Consider the following 24,380-nt stretch of genomic DNA (forward strand, 5'->3'; position numbering starts at 1 on the left):
CACGACACAGGGGGAACAGGGGGAACAGGGGGAGCTGGGGGAAACCGACCGCCGGAGCCGCTCTCATGACCGCGATCCCCGCCACGACCGTCGCCAACCTGCGCGATCTCGGCGCCACCCCGCTGCCCGGCGGACGGGTCGTGCGGTCCGGTGTCGCACTGCGTTCCGGGCAGCTCGCCCGGCTGGACCCGGCCGCCGATCCGGCCGTGGCGGCGCTGGGGATCCGCACGGTCGTCGACTTCCGTACGGAGCAGGAGCGGCGGGCGCGGCCCGACCATCTGCCACCGGGTGTGCGGGTGCGGGTGGCCGACGTGCTCGCGGACTTCCTCACCTCCGGCACACTGCCCGCGGCGGCGCGGCTGCGCGAGGTGCTGGGGGATCCGGCGTCGGCCGAGCGGGAGCTGGGCGGCGGGCGGGCGCATGCGATGTTCGCCGACACGTACCGGGCCTTCGTCTCCACGGAGTCGGCCCGCGACGGGTACGGGGCGTTCCTCAGGGAGCTCGCCGACCCCGGCTCGGGGCCCGTGCTCTTCCACTGCACGGCGGGCAAGGACCGCACCGGCTGGGCCGCCACGGTCCTGCTGAGTGTGCTCGGGGCGGACGAGGCGGCGATCACGGCGGAGTACCTGTCGGTCAACGCGGCGGTGCGCCAGGCGTTCGCGCCGCTCGTGGAGGGGTTCACGGCGCAGGGCGGGGACCCGGAGATCGCGCTGGCGGTGGTCGGGGTGACGCCGGACTACCTGGCGGCGGCGTACGACGAGGTGACCAGGCGCCACGGGTCGATGGAGAGGTACGTACGGGAGTGGCTGGGGGTGCCGGACGAGGCGGTGGAGCGCATCAGGGAGCGGCTCGTCACGGCCCCTTGAGACCGTCCGGAGGCGGCGGTGAGGCGCGGTGACTATCGGAGGATTCCCTCGTTCTGCTGAATGTGAGCACCCAGGGAACCCAGGAACTCGCCCCCGGCCCGGTCGATGTCGAGCAGGCGGAGGCCGCGCTCGTCGAGCACTACCCGCGCCTGGTGCGGATCGCGTATCTCGTGCTGCCGCCCTCGCTCGGCCGCAACCGGCGTGTGGTGACGGCGCATTCCGTGGTCCAGCGCTCGCTGCCGCGCGGCCGGGCGGCCCGGCCGGAGGCGGGCGCGCGGGTGCCCGCGCCGCGCGGGGCCGCCGCGCCGGGGTATCTGTTCGTGCGCGGGCGGGTGGTGCGGCAGGCGCTGGAGGCGGGGCTTCCGCTCAGCTTCCGGGCCTGGCCGAAGCGGGCGCAGTTCCCGCCGCTGCTGCCGCAGGTGTGGGGACTGCGGCTGTTCCCGCGGGCGGGCGGTGCCGATGAACTGGCCCTGGACCAGCGGCTGTCCGCGCTCACGGGCCCGGCCCGTGCCGCGTACGTGCTGCGCGGCCTGGAGGGGCTGACCGGTGCGGAGGTACGCCAGTCCCTCACCGCGGCCGGGGTCGCCGACCCGCGCGGGGCGCTCGCCGAGGCGGACCGGGTCGAGGCGACGGAGGGGAGGAGCGCGGCCGCGCTGCTGCACTCACCCGAGTTCGACCCGTGCTCCCTCCAGGCCCGGCCGACGGATCTGATGCGCCGCCGCCAGCACGCCAAGGCCGTGCTCGCGGCCGCCGCCGCGCTGCTGGTGTGCGGCACCCTGCTGGGGCTGCCCGGCGGGGGCTGGGGCCCGGACGGCGCGGCGGCCCCGTCGTACGCGCGCAACCCGGCGGCCGAAGCGGCCCTGGACCCGCAGCGGTTGCACCGTGTCGCGCCCATGGCCTGGCACAGCTCCGCGCGGACGGACTTCTCGGTGTGGCCCGCGCGCGGGGAGCTGACCGGCGACCGTGCGCTGCTGCGGAGGGCGCTCGCCGTCTGGGCGCGGCCGGGCGGCCGGGTGCGGACGTCGGCGACGCCCGGCACCCCGCCGGGGCCGCCGATGGACGCCCCGCAGCTGCTGTTCGCGGGCGCGGTCGACCAGTCGCGGGTGGTGCTGTTCCACGACGGGCTGCGGATCGTGCGGTACGCCGAGCCCGGCGACGGTTCGACGGTGGTGGCGGCCCTCGACTTCGCCCGGGTCGACGGGGCCGACGCGGCGTCGTCCGGGGCGCTGGTGGTGGGCCGCGGGCACGGGAACGTCCGCTTTCTGACGGCCCCCTGGGTGAGCGGCGCCGTCGTGCGCGATCTGCTCGAACCGGCGGGGGCGCCGCGGCCGCTGCGGCGTGACGGGCACGGGGTGACCGACCCGCTGCCGAGCCCGGCCCAGGCCCGCGACTGCCGCTCCTGGGAGGCGCTGGAGCTGCGGGACGCCACCGGTTCCGCCGCCCGGCTCGTGACCGACCTGGGGGAACTCGCCCCGGCCCGGCTGACCTGGGGCCCGCCGACCGGGGCCGCCGATGTCTCGACCGGTGCGGCCCGCACGGCGTGGGCGCGGACGGCCTGCCTGCTGCCGGCGGTGCGCGCGCACGGCGTACGCACGGTCAACTCCTGGGAGTACGCCCGCCAGCGCCTCCCCGAGGGCAACGGCACCGCGGCCTGGCTGTGCACCCGGGCGGAGACCTGGCGGGGCACGGGCAGCCGCACCCTCGCCCAGTTCCAGCCCCCGTCGTCGCGTCCGCCCGCCGCCGCCCAGGGGGCGATCGCGGCCCGGTCCGAGACCAGCCCGTCCTGCGGCCGCCGCGACCCGCGCGTGCTGGCGGGCGTGCTGTGGAAGTCCCGCGCGGGCCGCTGGTACGTCCTGGCCGCGGGCAGCGGCCAGTTCACCTCCCTGGCCACCTCAGGCGGTGTCAGCGGCACCTCCGACGGCAACCTCCTGGCGGTGAGGGCCGCGCAGGGCGCCCGGGCGCAGCTGCACGGGCGGCTGGCGGACGGCACGAAGGTGGGTGCGTTGCGGTAGGGGCCCGGGGCGAAGCCCTCGGTGCACCGCCGATTCCCCGTTGCACGCCTCTGTTCCCGTGCCGTACTCCTCAGTACATTGACAGCATGTCTCATACGCAGCAGAGGCAGCACTCGCGGCCCGCTCCCGCCGCGATCGCGTCCGAGCACACTCCGCTCAAGGCCCGCAAGGTCGCCTTCGACTGGGAGGGCACCCCGCTCCACTGGGTCCCCGGCGACCCGTTCACCACCCACACCATCAATGTGCTGCACCTGCTGCTGCCGGCGGGCGAGCGCTGGTTCGTCCATGTCTACCAACAGGTCCTGCCGCTCATCCGCGACGACCGGCTGCGCGAGGACGTGATGGGGTTCATCGGGCAGGAGGCCCGCTCACCGACGCCCCCGCGTACGTCTTCGTCGCGGGCGGTATCGGCATCACGCCCGTCCTGCCGATGGTGCGGGCCGTGCACGCGGCGGGCACCGCGGAGTGGCGGATGGTGTACTGCGGGCGCGAGCGCGCCACCATGCCGTACGCCGACGAGGCCCGGAAGCTGGGCGCCGAGATCACGCCCGGCCGCCCCGACTTCGGCTTCCTGGCCGGCGTGCCCGCCGGGGCGGTGGTCTACTGCTGCGGCCCGCAAGGGCTGATGGACGCGGTCGCCGAGGCCCTCCCCGAGGGCCGCGAGCTGCGCGTGGAGCGGTTCACCGCCGCCGCGGCGGCCCCCGGCGGCGCCTTCGAGGTGGAACTGCGCCGCTCCGGCCGTACCGTCACCGTCCCCGCGGACCGCTCGGTCCTCGCCGCCGTGCGCGAGGAGCTCCCGAACGTTCCGTACTCCTGCCGGCAGGGCTTCTGCGGCACCTGTCAACAGCGGGTCCTGGAAGGCGAGATCGACCACCGCGACGAGCTGCTCACGGACGCGGAACGGGACGGTTCGATGCTGATCTGCGTCTCACGGTGCCGCGGCGAACGCCTCGTGCTCGACCTCTAGCTCGTGTCGTTCGGACACCCGGGCCGTGCACCCGGGGCCGTGCTCCCGGGGCCGTGTCCGCGAAGTCCCGTCAGGGCAGCAGCAGCCAGTCCGCGGCGAGCGCCGCCACCAGCCCCGCGCCCAGCAGCCAGGTCCCCAGCCGGGTGCGGCCGTGGCGGCTCAGCTCGATCACAACTCCGCACAGGATCATGGCCAGTCCGTACACCCCGACCACCAGGACGGACGTGCGGCTGGCGAGCCGCACCGCCAGCACGGCCGCCAGCGCCACGAGCAGCACGGACGCGGCGGCGATCCGCAGAATCCGGGCCTGGCGCGGGGACATGCCCCCGGCGTCCGGGGCCTGAGGGGTCTCCTGGTCTGAAACGGTCATGTGCAGGGAGCGTAACGGACGTCCCCGAACAGGTGCCCGTTAGGCTGTCCGTATGACGACCGGGGTACGCCGCAGAATGGGCGTCGAGGAGCGCAGGCAGCAGCTGATCGGAGTGGCGCTGGAGCTGTTCAGCCACCGCTCCCCCGACGACGTGTCGATCGACGAGATCGCCCACGCGGCCGGGATCTCCCGGCCGCTCGTCTACCACTACTTCCCCGGCAAGCAGAGCCTGTACGAGGCGGCGCTGCGGCGCGCGGCCGACGAGCTCGCGGCGCGGTTCGAGGAGGAGCAGGAAGGGCCGCTCGGCGGGCGGCTGCTGCGGGTCATGAGCCGGTTCTTCGACTTCGTGGACGAGCACGGGCCCGGCTTCTCGGCGCTGATGCGCGGCGGTCCCGCGGTCTCCGCGGGCGGAGCCTGCCCGATAGGCAGGGCGACCACGACCAACGCCATGGTCGACGAGGTCAGGCAGGCGGCGTACGAACAGATCCTGGCCCATCTCGGCATCACCGATCCGCCCGCCCGGCTGCGGCTGGTCGTGCGGTCCTGGGTGTCGCTCGCCGAGACGACGGCGCTGCTGTGGCTGGACGGGCGGGAGGTGCCGCGCGCCGAGCTGGAGCTGCAACTGGTGCACGACTTCGTGGCGCTGGTGGCGGTGCCCGCCGCGTACGACGACGGCATGGCCGGCGTGCTGGCGCGGATCCTCGCGGACGAGCCGGCCGACGGGCCCTTCGGGGAGCTCGTCGGCCGGCTCATCGCGCTCGCGCCGCCGCCGCAACAGCAGCCGCCGCAGCAGCAGCCGGTCCGGGTGCCGCAGCAGCGCACCTGAGCGACGGCCGCCGCCGGGTCAGCCGCGGCGGAAGACCGCCACCGTGCGGGCGGGGACGGAGAAGGTGCCCGAGCCCGCCTCGTACGACGCCGACTTCACCACCGCGTCCGCGCCGCCTGCCTGGACCGGATGCAGGGCGTACGGCGCACCGGCGAGCGCGTCGACCCGCTGGGCCCGGCGCTCCGGTGTGGCGTTGAGGACCACGACCAGGTCGCCGAGGCGCATGGTGATCACGCCGGGCGTCTCGTCCGTCCCGGAGAGCGGGAAGGACAGCGCGGACTGCACCTCCTGCGCCGTGCCGAGGCGGAAGGCCTCCTCGGTCGTGCGGATCCGCAGCAGTTCGCGGTAGGCGGCGGAGGCGCCGGTGATCTCCTGACACCCGGGGGTCAGCGCGGGTGCGGTCAGCAGCGGCTTGGCATAGGGCCATTTCGCCTGGTTGTCGGCGGCGGGCGGCAGTCCGCGGCCGAAGCCGTTGCCGTCGCGGCAGTCCCAGTGGACGGCGTTGAACCAGTCGCCGCTGTCGTAGGAGTTGCGGTCGAGCGACTTGGACCGCAGCAGGTCCGAGCCGGCCTGCGACAGCGCGGGTCCCTGCGACAGTGCCGCCGTCGCCATGGCCAGCACCTGCATCCGCGAGCGGTCCGCGGCGGAGACGGACGGCGGCAGCTTGAAGGCGAGCGCGTCGTACAGGGTCTCGTTGTCGTGGGCGTCCGCGTAGGCGAGGGCGTCGCCGGGCGCGGCGGCGTAGCCGGCCGGTGAGCCGTTGTAGTCCACCTCCGAGCCCTTGACCGTGCGCCCGCGTGTGTCCGTGAAGGTGTACGAGGCGAGGTTGCCGGAGAGGCCGACCTTGATCAGGTCCTGGTAGTGCAGCAGCCGGGCCTTCTGCTCGGCGGGGGTGCCGTTGGCCACGGAGGCGTTGGGCTCGGTGAACAGGCCGGAGGCGAAGCCCTGGACGCCCGGGTCCTCGTCGAACGGACCGCCGCCGCGGACCGCGTCGCGCGCCCGGTCGGAGAAGGTCGCGATGCCGGTGCCCGCCATGTTCTTCTGCGTGGCCTGGACGAAGCGGGCGTCGTCGGCGATCTCGCCGAAGTTCCAGCCCTCGCCGTACAGGACGATGCTCTTGCCGTCGACGCCGTCCTTCTCGACGGTGAGCGCGTCGAGGGCCTTGCGGACGGCGAGGATGTTCGCCTTGGGGTGGTGGCCCATGAGGTCGAAGCGGAAGCCGTCGACCTTGTACTCCCTGGCCCAGGTGACCACGGAGTCGACGACGAGCTTGCCCATCATGGCGTGCTCGGGCGCCGTGTTGGCGCAGCAGGTGGAGGTGGCGACGGTGCCGTCGTCGAGGAGCCGCTGGTAGTAGCCGGGCACGATCCGGTCGAGGACGGACTTGTCCGCCTGCCCGCTCGCGACGGTGTGGTTGTAGACGACGTCCATGACCGTGCGCAGCCCGGCCTCGCCGAGCCCCTGCACCATCCGCCGGAACTCGACGGTCCGCCGCGTGCCCTCCGGGTCGGAGGCGTAGGAGCCCTCGGGCACGGTGTAGTGCAGCGGGTCGTAGCCCCAGTTGTACGCGTCCTTCCCGGCGGTGGCGGCGACGCACGCCTGCTGCTCATCGGAGTCGGGGGCGTACGCCTGCGGGTCGCAGGCCGGGGCGGTCTGGTCGGACTTCTTCTCGGGGATGGTCCCGATGTCGAAGGCGGGCAGCAGATGCACGTACGAGGTGCCGTCGGCGGCGAGGGCCTTGAGGTGCTTCATACCGGCCGATTCCCGGTCGGTGAAGGCCAGATAGCCGCCGGGGTGCTTCGCCGTGCGGTCCGCGATCGAGAAGTCGCGGATGTGGAGCTCCTGGATCCGGGCTTCCCGCAGCGGCACGGCGGCCGGCTTCCGCAGCGTGGACCAGCCCTCGGGGGCGAGCCTCGGGTCGGCGAGGTCGACGACGAGGCTCCGGGCCGAGTCGGTGGTCAGCGCCGTCGCGTAGGGGTCGGTGACCTGGTTGGTGACGAGCCGCTGGACGCTGGGCGCCCACACCTGGACCGCGTACCGGTACGGCTTTCCGCGCCAGCTCGCGGGACCGGTGACCGACCAGACGCCGGAGGTGTCGTCGCGGCGCATCGGGACGGTCCTGCCGTCGAGTTCGAGCGCGACCTTCCGTGCGGTCGGCGCCCAGACGGACAGCGTCGGGACGCCCTTGCGGAAGACCGGTCCGAGCGCCGCGCCCGTCGCCTCGGCGGCGTACAGGTCGTCCAGGGCGCCGGGGATCTGCACCCCGGTGGCCGCGAGCAGGGCGCCTCCCCCAGAGCCTTCGGCCTGGGAGGTGCCCCCAGCGGCGCGCTGGGTGGCGATGAGCTGGCCGCGCAGGGCGTCGCGTACACGGTCGCGGTCGCGCGGGTCGACGGTGAAGGCCGGACGGTCCTTCAGGTGCGGGTACTTCGCCTGCTGGGCGTCGGTCAGGGTGGAGGGGGTGAGCCGCAGCCACCGGCCCTCGTCGCTGAGCGCGCCGTCGGCGACCCGGATGCCGCCGCCGGGTGCGTACACGAGCTGCTGACTCGTCGCGTCGGTCGCCTTCACCTTCCACACGACGGTGTTCCGGTCGATGAACTGCGCCTCGGCCCCGGTGAGGTCGAGCGACGGCGCGCCGCCGGTCGTCGGCAGCAGGTACGCGGGCTGCCCGGCGAGCAGCCAGACCTCGCGGCCGTGGGTGCCGAAGGACAGCGACTGGTCGTTGGGGAGGTCCTTCTGGTCGCCCTTGTGGAGGATGTAGCTGAGCGAGGTCGCCCCTTCGGCGAGCGGGACCTCGAAGACCGCGCCGTACGCGTCCTGGCGCACCGGCATCAGCGGCCTGGACCAGTCGGTGGGCTCCTTGGCCCCGGTCCAGGTGTGCAGCCCCCAGCCGTCGTGGTCTCCGTCGGCCCGCTGGTAGTGGAGCACGGCCTTGGTGGTGTCCTGCGGCGGGTAGGTGCCTTCGGGGGCGGTGTCGGACTGGCCGTCCCCGCCCTGTGCGATCCAGACCTCGCCGGTGCGGGCGAGGCCGATGGTCCGCTGCGGCCCGTCGGCGGCGCCGTCCTTCTCCACGGTGTACGGGATCGTCGAGGCTCCCTCGGGGACCTTCACCCAGGCGAACGCGCCGTACGCGTCCCGGCCGGTGAAGGCGCCCGTCAGCCCGCCGGACCTCAGCTGCCAGCCGTCGTAGTCCCCGTCCGGCCGCTGGTAGTGGACGACGGCGTAGGTGCGCTCGACGGCCGTGGGCTTCTCGGGCGGCGGGACGGGGGCCGCGGTCGTCGAGGCGAGCGCGCTCGCGGTGCGGCCGAGGCTGTCGACGGCGACGGCCTTGTAGCGCAGGGCCGTTCCGGCGGGTGCGGTGACGGGGTGCGTGACCTGGTAGGGCGCGTGGTCGGCGGTGCCGAGGGTGCGCCACGGGCCGTTTCCGGCCTGGGCGGCGAAGACGACGCGGTTGAGCTGCCCGCCGCCGACGTCCGCGGTGACGAGGCCCTCGGGGGTGGCCTTCAGGGTGATCGCGGGCCTGGCGGCGGGCGCGGGGAGCGGCTTGTCCGCCTTCAGCACCAGCGAGGCCAGCGCGGGGACGGTGACGGTGACCCGGCCGTCCTCGGCGCGGACCGGGGTGCCGGCGGTGCCGCCGTACAGGACGCGGAAGTCCGCCGCGTCCACGGGCAGGGTCACGGTCTTCGCGGCCGTGGCGTTGTTGACGGCGACGAGATACTCGACGGCCCCGGCCCGGGACCCGGCGTCCGTGCGGGAGAAGGCGTAGACGGAGTCCTCGGCGTACCGCTCCTGCTGGACGCCGTCGCGCAGCGCCGGGTGTTCCCGGGTGAGTTTCGAGAGTGCGGCTACCGAGCGGTAGACCGGGTGCCCGGGGTCGTACGCGTCCTCGGCGTGGGTGCGGCCGGTGCCGAGCTGGTCGTCGTCGAGGTAGTCGGGGGTTTTCGAGGCGAAGAGGGTCTGGCGGGCGTCCTTGTCGCCGCCGGCGCCGGTGAAGCCCTGCTCGTCGCCGTAGTAGACCACCGGGTTGCCGCGGCTGAGGAACATCAGCTCGTTGGCGAGCCGGGCCCGCTTCAGCAGTTCGGCGTCGCTCGCGCCGGGGTTGTCCTGCTTCAGGAAGGTGCCGATGCGGCCCATGTCGTGGTTGCCGAGGAAGGTCACCTGCTCGTAGGCGTTGGCCTTGTCGGTGGTGTACCGGTAGTCGTCGGCGAAGACCCGGGCGAGCCGTCCTGCGTCCGCGCCCTGCGAGGCGTAGGCGCGTGCGGCGTCCTGGAAGGGGAAGTCGAGGGTGGCGTCGAGCCGGCCGCGGGTGACGTACGGCGAGGTGACGGCCGTGTCGGCGGAGAAGACCTCGCCGAACATGAAGAAGTCGTCGCGGCCGTGCCGCGCGGCGTACGCATCGAGCGCCGTGGCCCACTGGGTCCAGAAGTCGAGGTCGACGTGTTTGACGGTGTCGATGCGGAAGCCGTCGATGTCGAAGTCGCGGACCCACTTCTCGTAGATCCGCTTCATGCCCTCGACGACCTCGGGGCGCTCCGTCCACAGGTCGTCGAGTCCGGCGAAGTCGCCGTACTCGCTGCTCTCGCCCGCGAAGGTCGAGTCTCCGCGGTTGTGGTACATGGTCGGGTCGTTGAGCCAGGCGGGCACCTTGCCGCCGGTGGCCTCGGGCGTGTACGGGAACGTGTCCCGGTCGACCTTGCCGATGGGCGCGGTGCGGTCGTCGAAGGGACGGCCGTCCTTGTCGAGGTAGGGATAGGCGCCCTTGGGGCGGTAGCCGTATGTCTTCTCCGCGTAGTCGACGGTGTCCGCGGTGTGGTTGGTGATCACGTCGAAGAAGACCTTCATGCCCTTGGCATGGGCCTTGTCGATCAGTGTCGCCAGGTCCCTGTTGGTGCCGAAGTGCGGGTCGACCTGGGTGAAGTCGGTGATCCAGTAGCCGTGGTAGCCGGCGGACATGGTGTCGCCGGTGCCCTGGACCGGCCGGTTCCTGAAGATCGGCGCGAGCCAGATGGCGGTGGTGCCGAGCCCCTTGATGTAGTCGAGGCGCTGGGTGAGCCCCTTGAGGTCGCCGCCCTGGTAGAAGCCCTTGTCGGCCGGGTCGTAGCCGGTCGTGGCGCGCGAACCCGTCAGTCCGCCGCGGTCGTTGGCGGGGTCGCCGTTGGCGAAGCGGTCCGGCAGCACGAAGTAGAACTGCTCCCGGGTCAGGTCGTGCCGCGCGGGCTCGGCGGCGAGCTTCGCGTCCGAGGGCGGTGGGGGCGGCGGTTCCGCTGCCGCGGCGGGGAGCGCGGGCGCGAGCCCGGCGCACAGGGCGGCGGCCAGGGCGGCCGCGGTTGCTCTGCGCTTGCCGCGCAGGGGGCGTATCACAGGGGTTTCTCCTTCGGAGGACGCCGGAATCCAGCCCGTCCGGCGTACGGGGTCCGGGACCGGGGGCCGGAGCCCCCGGTCGCGGGAAGAGGCGGGGAAGTCCCCCCGGAGCCGGGGCCCCGGGGGGTGGGGCGGCAGGTCCCTCAGGTGCGGAACGTGTCGTTCAGCACGACCGGCCCGCCCGCCGGCACCGCCGCCGTGCGATTCGCACCGCTCTCCCAGGTGACGTTCCCGGCGGCGTCCTTGCGCAGGTACTTGTACTCGAAGGACGTTCCCGCAGGCAGCGCGACGTCGAGTTTCCACACGGGATAGCCCGCCGGGTCGAGCTTGAGCGCGCTGCCCGGGCTCCAGTTGCCCAGCGCCGGCTGGTTGCCGGTGACATAGATGTTCTCGCCGGGCACCGTCGTGGCGTTGACGCCGAAGGACGCACCCGTGGCGCTCGTACCCCCGCCGCAGTTCCGGGCCCCCGCGTGCAGCGCGACGGCCGTGTTCGGGCCCAGCGTCCGGGTGAACTGACCGGAGGAGTTCACCGTGACGCCCGTGCCGGACTGGACGTCGCAGTAGTCCCCGGCGGGGAGCGAGGTCTGGAAGGTGCGGGTCAGCGCAAAGGACTCGTGGTTGATCGCCACGTACGCCTTGTCGCCGCGCCCGAACGCGATCGCGTCCGCGCCGTTGTCCCACCAGTCGGTGACGGCCTGGCCGCGCGCGGTGTTGCGGAAGGCGACCATCGAGGAGATCTCGCGCCAGGCGTGCTGGCACTTCCAGCCGTCGCTGTAGCAGGCGTTCACCGTGCCGCCGTTCGGCGGGCCGGCGTCCTTGTCCGTCCACTCGTAGCCGGAGTGGACGTCCGGGGAGCCGTACGGCCAGGCCAGCATGAAGACGTTCGCCAGGGTGTAGGGGGCGCCGTCCTTGTAGTTGAGGGTGTCGCCGCCGCGCTCGGTGTCGTGGTTGTCGACGAAGACGGCGGACTGGCCGCTCGCCATGTAGCCCCAGCCCTCGCCGTAGTTCTTCAGGTAGGCGAGGTTCTCGTTGGTGAAGACGCGCTTGAGGTCGCGGGCGTAGCGGAACTCCTGCACATCGCCGTTGCCGAGGTACTCGCCGGGCTGGACGGCCTCGCCCGCGCCGTGGATGGCTTCCTGCTTCCAGTACACGCCCGGGTTGCCGAGCTTCGCCTTGATCGCGGCGAGGTCGGCGGCCGGCATGTGCTTGGCCGCGTCGATGCGGAAGCCGTCGACTCCCAGCGACAGCAGGTCGTTCAGGTACGCGGCGATCTTCGTGCGGACGTACTCCTCACCGGTGTCGAGGTCGGCGAGGCCCACGAGCTCGCAGTTCTGGACGTTCGCGCGGTCCTGGTAGTTGGTGATCTGCGCGGTGCAGTCGTCCATGTCCCAGGAGGAGTAGATGCCCGGGTAGCCGTACTTCGTGTACGAGGAGCCGCCGGTGCCCGTCCCGGAGCCCGCGGCCATGTGGTTGATGACGGTGTCGGCGACGACCTTGACGCCCGCGGCGTGGCAGGCCCCGACCATGTTCGCGAACGCGGTGCGGTCGCCGAGCCGCCCCGCTATCCGGTAGCTGACGGGCTGGTACGAGGTCCACCACTGCCCGCCCTGAATGTGCTCCTGGGGCGGCGAGACCTGGACGTACCCGTAACCGGCCGGGCCGAGCGTGCTGGTGCACGCCTGCGCGACCGAGTCGAAGCGCCATTCGAAGAGGACGGCGGTGACGTCCTTCGTGCCGGGCGGTGCCGCCTGCGCGGCTCCCGCCGGCGCGATCACCGCGACCGCTGCTCCCGCCGCGAGGGCGAGCGCGGCGGCCAGGGACCTGCTGGCCATGTGGTTCCTCCTGCGGCTCGTGGAGGGTGAGGGTGGGGGGAGATACGGGTGGGGATGAGGATTGAATGTTCTTGCTGCAAAACTGAAAACCTCACTGCGCAGGTGACCGTAGGCCCAGACCGTCCATCGGTCAACGGTTTCGACATGTGTGCGACACACGGAAGACATAGGTCCGCAAGAACTTGCAGACGCTGCCCCACTTGCAGGCGCCGCCCCGCGATGCGCGATGCGGTGGGCGAGGCTGCCCCGCACGACGAAGGGCCGGCCCGGACGACCGGGCCGGCCCATCTGAGTGTGCGTCAGCCGGTGACGGGGGACGCGGCCGGAAGGGCCGCGCCGTCACCGGCGAAGGACACGGTCCCGGCCGGGGTGGTGACGCAGCCGCCGGGGCCGGTGACCGCGGTGCTGCCGTCGCCGCGCGTCACCGTGCGGCCGAGCAGTCCGTAGCCGTTGGCCGGGTTCACCAGGCAGGCCGTGCCCGGGGTCGCGCCGGCCTGCCATGCGGAGCTCACCGGGCGGTCCAGGGCGTCGGCCGCCACGTCCACCTGGTTGGTCTGGAAGCCGTCGACGCCGTTGGCGCGGCCCTGCTGGATCTGCGCGAACTCCTGGTCGGGGCCCGCGTCGTAGCTGTGCGGCACGGCGATGCCGCACCCGTCGTGGATCGCGGCCAGCTTCGGCGCCGTGAACTTCGCGAGATCCGAGCCGAACGTGAAGTCCTTGCCCCTGGCCCGGTCGTACAGGGCCGAGGGTGACTCGCTGCCGCTGAGGTTGTAGTTGAAGAGGGCGTTGGCGTCGACGCCCTGGACGGCCGAGATCATGGGGTCCAGGTTCGTGGAGTACTGCCAGATCGTGCGGTCCATCAGCCCGGCGTTCTTCACGGCCTGGGCGACCTGGCGGTACGGCGTGCGGTCCAGCAGGTAGACCTCCTTGAACTCGACGTCGAGGCCCGCGCCCGCCTGCGTGGCGATGGCCAGTACCTCGTCGAACGTGAGGTAGCGGGCCGGGTCGTGCGCGGTGCCCACCCATTCGCCGGTGGCCGCGTTCCAGCTCTTGAACGTCGCCAGGTTCACCGACTTGACGGTCTGTCCGCCGGGGCCCTCGGCGTCGTGGAACGCGACGAGCGTGCCGTCGGACAGCCGGCGGATGTCGATCTCGATCACCGTGGCACCGAACGCCAGGGCGCTGCGGTACGCCTCGGCGGTCTGCTGCGGGGCCAGGTTGGTGCCGCCCCGGTGGGCGGAGAGGAACGGCACCTCGGCGGGCGCGCCGGGCGCGGTGCCGGGGCCCCAGGGCGAGTGGACGGGGGAGGGCACGCACTCGGCGGCCTCGGCGGCGAGCGCCGACGACGACGTGAGCGGGGAGAGCGCGGTGGCGAGCAGCGCGGCGACGGCCGTACCGGCCGCGGCGAGCAGCGCGCCCGGTCGCGTGAACCGACGGGCGCCCCGGCGCTCGGTCACGGCCCGGGAGGACGAGGAGGATGCGGGCGAGAACTCGTTGAGTATCGTCACCCCCCACAAGTAGTGCCGGTTCGTTGCGCGTTGGGCAACGAACGACCAGCAGTCGGCCAAGTGCCGGATACGCGAGGGGAAGTCTGGGCACACCATCACCCCATGGACGCAGGACTCGCAGGACTCCTCGGCGGTGTCGTCGGCGCAGCGGTCGGCGCGGTCGGGGCCACGGCATCGGCGTGGATCACCGGACGGAAGGCCGAACGGCAGGCCCAGCTCCTGGCCGAGGCGCAGTTGGGGCAGGCGCGGCTTCAGATCGGCGCGGAGCGCGGTCGCGCGCTCCGCGAATCGCGCAAGAGCGCCTACGTCGCCTTCGCCGAGGGCTGGAGCCAGGTGCACACCACGCTGGCGGAAGCAGGCATCAAACTCGGCGGCATCGAGGCGAGCGACCCTCCCGAGGAGCGCGAGGAACGCCGCCGGGCCGCGCGCCGCCTCTGGAACGAGGCCCGCGCCCTGCACCACGCCCTCACCCGTCTGCTGCACGTGGTCCAGGTGGAGGGCCCCGCCCCGGCGGGCCGGGCCGCACAGACGGCGCAGGGCGCTCTGGTCACCCACTTCGGCGCGGTCCTGGCCTGGCTCCACGCGGTGGACGCCGGAACGGAGACACCGCAGCACAGCTCGGACGAGAAGACCGCGCACGGCGCCGCGTACGGCAGCCTCCTGGACTTCCTCCGCACCGCCTCGGACACCACCGCACAGGAGGACGCACCCGATGTCTGAACCTCGACCGAAGCCACGCGGTAACGACCGCCCACCGCCGGACCGCGACACCGTCGCCCTGTACCGACGCCGCCGTGTCCCTGGCGCGGCCGATCTCGCCCGCAGAGCCCGCGAGACACTTGCCTGACATGCCCAACATGCAGCCCGACGAAGGGAACATCGTGGCCCAGCAGACAGACGACCGCTCCCCAGCGCTCAGGCCGGCGCTCGAATCGATGACCCTGCTGGTCGCGGCCGTCATCGTTCACGACAAGGCCACCGACCGGGTCGTTCTCCTCCAGCGCAGCGAGAACGCCAAGTTCGCCCAGGGAATGTGGGACCTGCCCGTCGGCAAGAGCGAACCGGGCGAGCCCATCACGGCAACCGCTGCCCGCGAGCTCTACGAAGAAACGGGCCTCACGGTGAAGCCCGAGTCCCTCACGGTCGCCCACGTCATCCACGGCGCCTGGGGCGTGGAGGCCCCCCAACGGCTTCCTCACGGTCGTGTTCGCCGCCCATGACTGGACCGGCGAACTGGAGAACCGCGAGCCGGGGAAGCACTCCCAGGTCCGCTGGGTCGACGCCGATGCCATCCCCGACGACTTTGTCGACACCACCGCCGGCGCCCTCCACCAGTACCTGATCAAGGGCTTCAACGTTTCCCTGGGCGGCTGGCCGACGGCGTGAACTGACAAGCTCAGTTCCGCACCCGCGCCGTCGACCCCCGCACCACCAGCTCCGGCTGGAAGACGTACTCCGTGCTCGGCACGGGATTGCCGCGGATCTCCTCAAGCAGCGCGCCGACCGCCGCCGAGGCCATCGCCTGGACGGGCTGGCGGACCGTCGTCAGCGGGGGGTCGGTGAAGGGGATGAGCGGGGAGTCGTCGTAGCCGACGACCGAGACGTCGCCCGGGACGGACAGGCCCCGCTCCCGGACCGCGCGGATCGCGCCGAGGGCCATCATGTCGCTGCCGCAGACGATGCCGGTGCAGCCCGCGTCGACGAGTTCGGCGGCGGCCGCGTGGCCGCCCTCGACGCCGAAGAGGGTGTGGCGCACATAGGGCTCCGCGCCGGGGCCCGCGGCGTCCAGGAAGCCCTCCGTCTTGCGGCGCGAGGGGACGTAGCGGACGGGGCCGACCGCGAGGCCGATCCGCTCGTGGCCGAGGTCGGCGAGGTGGCGTACGGCCATGGCGGCGGCCATCCGGTCGTCGGGCGAGACGAAGGGCGCGCGGATCCGCTCGTTGTAGCCGTTGATGAGGACGAACGGGACGCCCCGGGCGGCGAGTTCGGCATAGCGGCCGGGGTCGGCGGAGGTGTCGGCGTGCAGCCCGGACAGGAAGACGATGCCGCTGACCGCGCTCTCCTCCAGCTGCTCGACGAGCTCGTCCTCGGTCGCCCCGCCGGGCTGTTTGACGCAGAGCAGGGGCGTGTAGCCGTGGCCGGCCAGCGTCTGCTCGACGACCTGGGCGAACGCCGGGAAGATCGGGTTGGTGAGCTCCGGCACCACCAGACCGACCAGTCCGGCGCTGCGCCGGCGCAGCCGCACGGGGCGCTCGTAGCCGAGGACGTCGAGGGCCGCGAGCACCCGCGTACGGGTCGCCGACGACACACCGGGCCGGACGTTGAGGACACGGCTGACCGTGGCCTCGCTGACGCCTGCCTGGGCTGCGATGTCGGCCAGCCGGGGAGCGCCGGTCGCACCGGCGCTCCTAGGGCCTGTCATCCGGATCCTGCCGGGCTCGCGTGCCCTGGCGCCGCCACTCGCGGCGTTGTCGTCGGTCGGCATGGCTCCGCCATGACTCCCTCCTCCGCCTTGCGATTCACGGCGCCAGACCCCGCTCGCTGATCCGGCCTGATCCGGAGGACAGGCCCTCGGCCTGGGGATCGTCACACCGTCCACCACGCCGTGGTGTCCGCGGGCAGCACGGCCACGCCGTCGGTGACCGCCACCGGTCCGGTGGCCAGCAGCAGCGTGCCGGGAGCGGGGAGGCGTACCGGCGCGCCCGTGGTGTTGGTGGTGCAGAGGAAGCCGTCGCGGGCGAGGGCGAGGACGCCGTCGGGGGCATCCAGCCAGGTGACCATGGAACCCGCGCCGAGACCCGGGTGGTCACGGCGCACGGCCAGCGCCGCCCGGTACAGCTCCAGGGTCGAGCCCGGCACACCACTCTGCGCCTCCACACTCAGCTCACCCCACGCCGACGGCTGCGGCAGCCAGCTGCCGCCCGCCCCGAAACCGTACGAGACACCCTCACGCGTCCACGGAATCGGCACCCGGCACCCGTCCCGGAAACCGTCCTGACCCTCCGCACGGAAGAACGACGGATCCTGCCGCACCTCATCCGGAAGATCCGTCACATCCGGCAACCCCAACTCCTCACCCTGATACAGATACGCCGACCCCGGCAACGCCAACATCAACAACGTCGCCGCCCGCGCCCGCCGCAGACCGAGTTCGCGGTCGCCCTGCTCGCGCAGCTGGGTGCCGAGTCCGGCGGGGTTGGCGAACCGGGTCGCGTGCCGGGTGACGTCGTGGTTGGACAGCACCCAGGTGGTGGGCGCGCCGACGGGGCGCATCGCGGCGAGCGAGCCGTCGATGACGGTCCGCAGCTCCTGCGCGTCCCAGTTCGTCGTCAGGTACTGGAAGTTGAACGCCTGGTGCATTTCGTCGGGGCGCACGTACAGCGCGGTGCGCTCGACGGTCGGGGTCCAGGCTTCGGCGACGAGGACGCGCTCGCCCTCGTACTCGTCGAGGATCCGCCGCCAGGAGCGGTAGATCTCGTGGACGCCGTCCTGGTCGAAGAAGGGCATGACATCGTTCCCGAGCAGCTTGAGCTGGTCGCCGGAGCCGATGTCGGGCAGGCCGGGCGCCTTGACGAGGCCGTGGGCGACGTCGACGCGGAAGCCGTCGGCGCCCAGGTCCAGCCAGAAGCGCAGGATCGAGCGGAACTCGTCCTGGACGGCGGGGTGTTCCCAGTTGAAGTCGGGCTGCTCGGGGGCGAAGAGGTGCAGGTACCATTCGCCGTCCTCGACCCGGGTCCAGGCCGGGCCGCCGAAGATGGACTCCCAGTCGTTCGGGGGCAGTTCGCCGTCGGGGCCCTTCCCCTTGCGGAAGTGGAAGCGCTCCCTCAGCCGGGAGCCGGGGCCCTCGCGCAGGGCCTGGCGGAACCAGTCGTGCCGGTCGGAGCAGTGGTTCGGCACGATGTCGACGATGATCCGCAGGCCCAGGCCGTGGGCTCTGCGGATCAGCGCGTCGGCGTCGTGGAGGGTGCCGAACATCGGGTCGATGGCCCGGTAGTCGGCGACGTCGTAACCGGCGTCGGCCTGCGGGGACGCGTAGAAGGGGCTGAGCCAGACCGCGTCGACCCCGAGCTCCTTGAGGTAAGGGAGCCGGCTGCGTATGCCCGCGAGATCGCCCATGCCGTCGCCGTTGCCGTCGGCGAAGCTGCGCGGATAGACCTGGTAGATCACCGCGTCCCGCCACCATGGCGCTGGCTCGGCACGGGTGCCGGTCGTCGTCGTGGTGGCGGGGGCAGCGAGGTGCTGGGTCATTTCATCCCTGCGATGGTGGTGGTTGAGGGGGAACGTACGTACGGAGGTGCGGGGGCCTGCCCCCGGCTCAGCCCTTGACGGCGCCGGCCGATACGCCGGTCACCAGGTGGCGCTGGGCGAAGAGGAAGACGATCGCGGCGGGGATCGCGATGAGCACGGAGGCCGCGGTCATCGGCCCCCACTGGGCGCCGTACTGGTTGACGAACTTCTGGAGTCCGCCGGCCAGCGTGAGGTTCTCGTCGCCGACCATGAAGGCGGAGGCGTAGGCGACCTCGCCCCAGGCGGTGATGAACGAGTAGAACGCCGTCACCGCGATGCCGGGCTTGGCGAGCGGCAGGATCAGCCGCCAGAAGGTGCCGAACGGGGTGAGTCCGTCGACCTGTCCCGACTCGTCGATCTCCCGCGGGATCGTGTCGAAGAAGCCCTTCATCATCCAGGCGCAGAACGGCACGGCGATGGTGAGGTACGTGATGACGAGGCCGGCGGGCTCGTTGAGCAGACCCATGCGCGCCATGATGTTGTAGATCGGCACGATGAGGACCGCGACCGGGAACATCTGGGTGATGAGCAGGGTCCACATCAGTCCGCGCTTGCCGGGGAAGCGGAAGCGGCTGACGGCGTAGCCGGTGGTGGCGGCGACGAAGACGCCGAGGACCGTGGTGAGCCCGGCGACGAGGAGCGAGTTGCCGAACCAGGTGAGGAACGGGGTGTCGTTCAGCAGCCCGGTGTAGTTCTCGAACGTCGTCTCCTTGAAGAAGTCCGTCGTGGTCGCGTACTGCGCCGGCTTGATGGAGGTCAGGAAGACCCACAGGACCGGGAAGACGGCGATCACGGACGCGACGACGAGCGTCAGGTGCAGGGCGGCCGAGGCGAGCGGCGAGCGGCGGCCTCGCACGGGAGCGTTCGCGGGCGTGCCCGCGGACCTGCTCGCAGGCGTGCCCGCGGACGCGTTCGCAGGGGTGTTGGTCGTGGTCACCAGGTTTCTCCCTGCTTGCGGAGGACGCGCTGGTAGATCGCGGCGAAGACCATGAGGAGAACGAGGATCAGCACGCCCCAGGTGGACGACTGCGCGAAGTCGCGCGGACTGATCTCGAACGAGAACTTGTACGCCTGGGTCACCAGGATCTGGGTCGCCTCACCGGGACCGCCCCGCGTCAGCAGGAAGATCACCGGGAACATGTTGAAGGTCCAGATGGTGGAGAGCAGGACGACCGTGGTCGACACCGACCTCAGCCCGGGCATGGTGATGTGGCGGAACCGCTGCCACGCGCTCGCGCCGTCCATCTCGGCGGCCTCGTAGAGCTCGCCGGGGATGGACTGCAACCCGCCGAGCAGGGCGACCATCATGAACGGGACGCCGAGCCAGACGTTGACGGCGATCACCGAGACCTTCGCCCAGGTGGGGTCGTTCAGCCAGGGCAGGGCGTCGATGCCGCCGCCCGCGAGCATCTTGTTGAGCAGCCCGTTGTCCTCGTTGTAGAGGAAGCGCCAGGCGAAGACGGAGACGAAGCCGGGCACGGCCCAGGGCAGGACCAGCATCATCCGGTAGAACGACCGGCCGGCGATCCTGCGGTTGAGGATGTTGGCGAGGGCGAGGCCCAGGCTGAAGGTGACGGCCACGCAGGAGACCGTCCACACCAGCGTCCACCCGAGCGTGCCGAGGAACTGGCCGCCGGTGAGCGCGTCGGCGTAGTTGTCGAGGCCGACGAATTCGTACGTCGCGGGGAGGTGGTTCACCCCGATCGAGCGCTCGACGTTCCGCTCGTTGGCGTTGGTCAGCGACAGGTAGATGCCGCGGACGAGCGGGTAGCCGATGATCACGCCGATCACGATCACCACGGGGGCGACCATGGTCCAGGCGTACCAGTGGGTGGAGAGGGCGCGCCGGAGCGGGCCCCGTGCGGTGTCGCGGCGACGGCCGCGGGCCCCCTCGGGCTCCGCGGCCTTCGCCACCGACTGGCCGCTGGTGTGGACAGCCATCAGTCGGACTCTTCCCTTACTTCCAGCCGTCGAGGAGCTTGCGGTAGGCGTCGCCCGCCGTCGAGGCTCCCTTCTCCGGGGTGGTCTGGCCGGTGAGGACCTTGGTGTACTCGGTCACCAGCGGGGCGAAGAGGCTGCCGCCCTCGGGGATCCAGGGGCGCTCGACGGCCTTGTCGACGGCCGGCTTGAAGAAGCCGACGATCTCGTTGGCGGCGACCTTCGGCTCGTTGTAGACCGAGGTGCGGGTCGGGAGCAGGCTGAGCTCCTCGGCGACCTGGGTCTGGGCCTCTACGGAGCTCATGTACTCGACGAAGGCGTAGGAGGCGTCGAGGTTCTTGGAGCCGGCGTAGACGGCGAGGTTGTGGCCGCCCTGCGGGGCGCCCTGGCCGGCCGAGCCGGCGGGCACGGGCGCGATGCCGAGGTTGGCCTTGTCCGTGAACTCCTTGCCGGCGTAGGTGTCGGTGACGGCCCACGGGCCGTTGATCATCATGGCGACCTTGCCTTCCTTGAAGGCGGTCTGCATGTTGTTCCAGCCGTCGGTGGCGTCGGTCTCGGCGGCACCGGAGTCGACGAGGTCCTTGACGACCTTCATGGCCTTGACACCGGCCGCGTTGTCGACGGTGATCTGCTTGTTCCCGGCGTCGACCAGGTCGCCGCCCTCGCCGTAGAGGAAGGACAGGAACCAGTAGGCGTCGTCGCCGCGCAGGTACATCCCGGTCTTGCCGGTCTTGTCCTTGATGGCCGCGGCGGCGGTCTTCAGCTCGGCGATGGTGCCGGGGACCTCGACACCGGCCTCCTTGAAGATCTTCTTGTTGTAGAAGACGCCCATGGTGTCGATGACCTGCGGCACGGCGTAGGTCTTGCCGTTGTACTTCGTGGAGGCGGCGGCCTGCTCCAGGAAGTCCTTCTCGTTCTTGAGGGCGGCAGTGCCGTCGAGCGGGGCGAGGTAGCCGAGGTCGGCGAACTCGGGGGTCCAGGCGACCTCGGAGCGGATGACGTCGGGGGCGCCGGAGCCGGACTGGGCGGCGTTCTTGAACTTGTTCTGCGCCTCACCGAAGGGCACGTTCACGTAGTTGATCTTGACGTCGGGGTGCTTCTTGGTGAAGCCCTCGGCGAGCGCCTTGAAGACCTTGTCCTCGCTGCCGACGGTCGACGTGTCCCACCAGGTGACCGTGCCCGACAGCTTTCCGCCCGAGCTGCTCTTCGCGCCCTCGCTGTCGTCGCCGCCGCACGCGGTCGCCGTGAGCGCCAGGCTCGCGACCAGAGCGGTGGCCGCTATGCCACGTCGCATGTGAACTCCTTCGATGGGGCCGCTCCATCACGGCGCCGATTCGTCGAGGAAGGTAACAAGCCTGAAAGAGGACCGAAAGACCTTGCGAGATATTTCCGCAAGAGACGGCGATCGTTACATCCGCGTGTCCTCACGGTTGCCGATACGGGCCTTGTCATGGCGGACTTCCTGCGCTCCGACCTGCCTGGATCAGGTGATAGCCGCCACAGCCGGGGCAATCCGGGAGGGCGGATGGCGTCCGCAACCGCTTCCGCAAGAGATTGCAGCACTGTTACCTTCGTTGTACGTCGGCGTTGAACCGTTAGATCCGTTAGATCCGGAACATCCCGAAACTGGCAGCCGAAGGGGAGCGCCCATGACGCAGGAGCTCAGCACCACCACCGCGCTCGGCACGACCACCGCGCTCGACTCGACCACCGCGCCGCACCTCGCCCGGGAGACGGGGCGGCCGGGAGCGGAGCCGGACTGGTGGCGCGACGCCGTCATCTACCAGGTGTACGTCCGCTCCTTCGCCGACAGCGACGGCGACGGCATCGGCGATCTGCGCGGCATCCGCGACCGGCTCCCCCATCTCGCCGCGCTCGGCGTGGACGCGGTCTGGCTGACCCCCTTCTACGCGTCCCCGCAGGCCGACGGCGGCTACGACGTCGCCGACTACCGGGCCGTCGACCCCCTCTTCGGTGCGCTGTCCGACGCGGACGACCTCGTCCGGGAGGCGCACCGGCTGGGTCTGCGGGTGATCGTCGACATCGTCCCGAACCACACCTCCGACCAGCACGCCTGGTTCCGCTCAGCCCTCGCCGGCGGCCCGGGCGCCCCCGAGCGGGCGTACTACCATTTCCGCCCCGGCAAGGGCGCCGACGGCGAACTGCCCCCGAACGACTGGGAATCGGTCTTCGGCGGCCCGGCCTGGACCCGGGTCGAGGTGCCGGACGGCGATGGGGGCGCCTCCCGGCCGGAGGCCGGGGGAGAGTGGTACCTGCACCTCTTCGCGCCCGAGCAGCCCGATCTCAACTGGGACCACCCGGCCGTGCACGAGGAGTTCGCCTCCGTGCTGCGCTTCTGGCTCGACCTCGGCGTGGACGGCTTCCGCATCGACGTGGCCCACGGCATGGTCAAGGCGGAGGGGCTGCCGGACATCGGGCTGCGGGAGCAGGCCAAGATGATCGGCGCGCAGGTGCTGCCCTTCTTCGACCAGGACGGCGTCCACGAGATCCACCGTTCCTGGCGCCGGCTGCTCGACGGCTACGAGGGCGAGCGCATCGGCGTCGCCGAGGCATGGGCGCCCAGCCCGGAGCGGCTGGCCCTGTATGTGCGCCCGGACGAGATGCACCAGGCGTTCAACTTCCAGTTCCTGCGCTGCCCCTGGGACCCGGAGCGGATGCGGGAGGTCATCGACGCGTCCCTGGCGGCGACGGCCTCGGTGGGCGCGCCCACGACCTGGGTGCTCTCCAACCACGACGTCGTACGCCATCCGACCCGCTACGGCGACGGACCGGCCGGTCTGCGGCGGGCGCGGGCGGCGACGTTGTTGATGTTGGCGTTGCCGGGGTCGGCGTATCTGTATCAGGGTGAGGAGTTGGGGTTGCCGGATGTGACGGATCTTCCGGATGAGGTGCGGCAGGATCCGTCGTTCTTCCGTGCGGAGGGTCAGGACGGTTTCCGGGACGGGTGCCGGGTGCCGATTCCGTGGACGCGTGAGGGTGCCTCGTACGGTTTCGGGGCGGGCGGCAGCTGGCTGCCGCAGCCGCGGGTGTGGGGTGAGCTGAGTGTGGAGGCGCAGAGTGGTGTGCCGGGCTCGACCCTGGAGCTGTACCGGGCGGCGCTGGCCGTGCGCCGTGACCACCCGGGTCTCGGCGCGGGTTCCACGGTCACCTGGCTGGATGCCCCCGACGGCGTCCTCGCCCTCGCCCGCGACGGCTTCCTCTGCACCACCAACACCACCGGATCGGACGTGGAGCTGCCCGTGCCGGGCAGCGTGCTGCTCTCCTCGGCGACCCCCGAGTTCACCGGCGGGACGGTCCACCTTCCCGCCGACTCCAGCACCTGGTGGGCAATCTGACATGCGACCGGTACAGTCCAATCCCATGACCGCACGGCTTGCCGACATCGCAGCCCAGGCGGGGGTCAGCGAGGCCACGGTCAGCCGCGTGCTCAACGGCAAGCCAGGCGTTGCCGCAGCCACCCGCGAATCGGTGCTCGCCGCCCTCGACGTCCTCGGCTACGAGCGCCCGGTCCGGCTGCGCAGGCGCAGCGCCGGACTGGTCGGGCTCATCACGCCCGAACTGGAGAACCCCATATTCCCGGCCCTGGCCCAGGTCATCGGACAGGCGCTGACCCGCCAGGGCTACACCCCCGTGCTGGCCACCCAGACCCCGGGCGGCTCCACGGAGGACGAGCTGACCGAAATGCTCGTGGACCGCGGGGTCTCCGGCATCATCTTCGTCTCCGGACTGCACGCCGACACCAGCGCCGACATGCAGCGCTACGAGAAGCTGCGCGCCCAGGGCGTGCCCTTCGTCCTCGTCGACGGCTTCTCGCCGCAGGTGCAGGCGCCGTTCATCTCCCCCGACGACCGCGCCGCCATGCGGCTCGCGGTCACCCATCTCGTGGCGCTCGGGCACACCCGGATCGGCCTCGCGCTCGGCCCGAAGCGATTCGTGCCCGTTCTGCGGAAAATAGAGGGATTCGTCAAGGTCACCCGTGAACAGCTCGGCCTGAGCGACCAGGTGATCGAGGCGGAGCTGATCCAGCACTCCCTCTACACCCTGGAGGGCGGCCAGGCCGCGGCGTCCGCGCTGATCGACCGCGGCTGCACCGCCGTGGTGTGCGCGAGCGACATGATGGCGCTCGGCGCGATCCGGGCGGCACGGCAGCGCGGGCTCGAAGTCCCCGACGACATCTCGGTCGTCGGCTTCGACGACTCCCCGCTCATCGCCTTCACCGACCCCCCGCTGACGACGATCCGCAAGCCGGTGCCGGCGATGGGCCAGGCGGCCGTACGCACGCTCCTGGAGGAGATCGGCGGGACACCCGCGCCGCACAGCGAGTTCGTCTTCATGCCCGAGCTCGTCGTCCGCGGCTCGACCGCCGCGGGGCCGGGCGTCGCGCCCTAGGGAGCG

Annotated in this window: 15 protein-coding genes and 3 pseudogenes; 9 read left to right on the forward strand and 9 right to left on the reverse strand. The window is 71.9% G+C overall.

Features of this window, described 5'->3' with window-relative positions; translation table 11 throughout:
* Positions 1-65 precede the first annotated feature (65 nt).
* The 4 genes and pseudogenes from KK483_RS08980 to KK483_RS08995 all read left to right on the forward strand — a co-directional run.
* Positions 66-866: a tyrosine-protein phosphatase gene (locus KK483_RS08980; RefSeq protein ID WP_262004687.1), complete on the forward strand. Its 801-nt coding sequence runs from the start codon at positions 66-68 to the stop codon at positions 864-866.
* A 62-nt stretch (positions 867-928) separates the two neighbouring features.
* Positions 929-2,878: a hypothetical protein gene (locus tag KK483_RS08985; RefSeq protein WP_262004688.1), complete on the forward strand. Its 1,950-nt coding sequence runs from the start codon at positions 929-931 to the stop codon at positions 2,876-2,878.
* Positions 2,879-2,964: 86 nt separating this feature from the next.
* Positions 2,965-3,243: pseudogene (locus KK483_RS08990) on the forward strand (metal-dependent hydrolase); the annotation flags it as partial.
* Positions 3,243-3,845, forward strand: a pseudogene (locus KK483_RS08995) (flavin reductase family protein); the annotation flags it as partial. The pseudogenes KK483_RS08990 and KK483_RS08995, both read left to right, overlap by 1 nt.
* Positions 3,846-3,915: 70 nt before the next feature.
* On the opposite strand, the gene KK483_RS09000 reads toward KK483_RS08995, so the two are convergent.
* The gene (locus KK483_RS09000) at positions 3,916-4,215 is read right to left on the reverse strand and encodes a hypothetical protein (protein WP_262004689.1); all 300 of its coding nucleotides are present in this window, start codon (positions 4,213-4,215) and stop codon (positions 3,916-3,918) included.
* Positions 4,216-4,267: 52 nt separating this feature from the next.
* Between KK483_RS09000 and KK483_RS09005 the strand changes: the two genes are divergently transcribed.
* Positions 4,268-5,041, forward strand: coding sequence for a TetR/AcrR family transcriptional regulator (locus KK483_RS09005; protein ID WP_262004691.1), 774 nt, complete (start codon positions 4,268-4,270; stop codon positions 5,039-5,041).
* A gap of 18 nt (positions 5,042-5,059) precedes the next feature.
* Here KK483_RS09005 and pulA read toward each other — a convergent pair whose 3' ends face one another.
* From pulA to KK483_RS09020, 3 genes are all read right to left on the reverse strand, one after another.
* The gene (pulA, locus tag KK483_RS09010; protein WP_262004692.1) at positions 5,060-10,399 is read right to left on the reverse strand and encodes a pullulanase-type alpha-1,6-glucosidase; all 5,340 of its coding nucleotides are present in this window, start codon (positions 10,397-10,399) and stop codon (positions 5,060-5,062) included.
* Positions 10,400-10,542: 143 nt separating this feature from the next.
* Positions 10,543-12,231 (reverse strand): carbohydrate-binding module family 20 domain-containing protein, encoded by a 1,689-nt coding sequence (locus KK483_RS09015; protein ID WP_262004693.1) that lies wholly within the window; start codon positions 12,229-12,231, stop codon positions 10,543-10,545.
* A 299-nt stretch (positions 12,232-12,530) separates the two neighbouring features.
* Positions 12,531-13,739: a glycerophosphodiester phosphodiesterase family protein gene (locus KK483_RS09020; RefSeq protein WP_262004694.1), complete on the reverse strand. Its 1,209-nt coding sequence runs from the start codon at positions 13,737-13,739 to the stop codon at positions 12,531-12,533.
* A 102-nt stretch (positions 13,740-13,841) separates the two neighbouring features.
* Here KK483_RS09020 and KK483_RS09025 point away from each other — a divergent pair, with 102 nt between their 5' ends.
* Positions 13,842-14,459, forward strand: a complete 618-nt coding sequence (locus KK483_RS09025; RefSeq protein WP_262004695.1) for a hypothetical protein — start codon at positions 13,842-13,844, stop codon at positions 14,457-14,459.
* Positions 14,460-14,587: 128 nt separating this feature from the next.
* A pseudogene (locus KK483_RS09030) lies at positions 14,588-15,125 on the forward strand (NUDIX domain-containing protein).
* 10 nt (positions 15,126-15,135) lie between these two features.
* Here KK483_RS09030 and KK483_RS09035 read toward each other — a convergent pair.
* The 5 genes from KK483_RS09035 to KK483_RS09055 form a co-directional block, all read right to left on the reverse strand.
* Positions 15,136-16,161, reverse strand: a complete 1,026-nt coding sequence (locus tag KK483_RS09035; RefSeq protein ID WP_262009406.1) for a LacI family DNA-binding transcriptional regulator — start codon at positions 16,159-16,161, stop codon at positions 15,136-15,138.
* A gap of 164 nt (positions 16,162-16,325) precedes the next feature.
* Positions 16,326-17,987 (reverse strand): glycoside hydrolase family 13 protein, encoded by a 1,662-nt coding sequence (locus KK483_RS09040; protein WP_262004696.1) that lies wholly within the window; start codon positions 17,985-17,987, stop codon positions 16,326-16,328.
* Positions 17,988-18,054: 67 nt separating this feature from the next.
* Positions 18,055-18,963 carry a sugar ABC transporter permease gene (locus tag KK483_RS09045; RefSeq protein ID WP_399013760.1) on the reverse strand — a complete coding sequence of 303 codons (909 nt, stop codon included), beginning with the start codon at positions 18,961-18,963 and terminating at the stop codon, positions 18,055-18,057.
* A complete protein-coding gene (locus KK483_RS09050; RefSeq protein ID WP_262004697.1) occupies positions 18,960-19,967 on the reverse strand; it encodes a carbohydrate ABC transporter permease in 1,008 nt (335 codons plus the stop codon). The genes KK483_RS09045 and KK483_RS09050 overlap by 4 nt, the downstream gene beginning before the upstream one ends.
* A 16-nt stretch (positions 19,968-19,983) precedes the next feature.
* Positions 19,984-21,258: an extracellular solute-binding protein gene (locus tag KK483_RS09055; RefSeq protein WP_262004698.1), complete on the reverse strand. Its 1,275-nt coding sequence runs from the start codon at positions 21,256-21,258 to the stop codon at positions 19,984-19,986.
* A 355-nt stretch (positions 21,259-21,613) separates the two neighbouring features.
* On the opposite strand from KK483_RS09055, the gene KK483_RS09060 reads away from it, so the two are divergent.
* Positions 21,614-23,320, forward strand: a complete 1,707-nt coding sequence (locus KK483_RS09060; protein ID WP_262004699.1) for a glycoside hydrolase family 13 protein — start codon at positions 21,614-21,616, stop codon at positions 23,318-23,320.
* 25 nt (positions 23,321-23,345) lie between these two features.
* Positions 23,346-24,374, forward strand: a complete 1,029-nt coding sequence (locus tag KK483_RS09065) for a LacI family DNA-binding transcriptional regulator (protein WP_262004700.1) — start codon at positions 23,346-23,348, stop codon at positions 24,372-24,374.
* The last annotated feature ends 6 nt before the right edge of the window (positions 24,375-24,380 follow it).

It is taken from the genome of Streptomyces sp. FIT100 (genome assembly GCF_024584805.1).
Classification (GTDB): Bacteria; Actinomycetota; Actinomycetes; order Streptomycetales; family Streptomycetaceae; genus Streptomyces.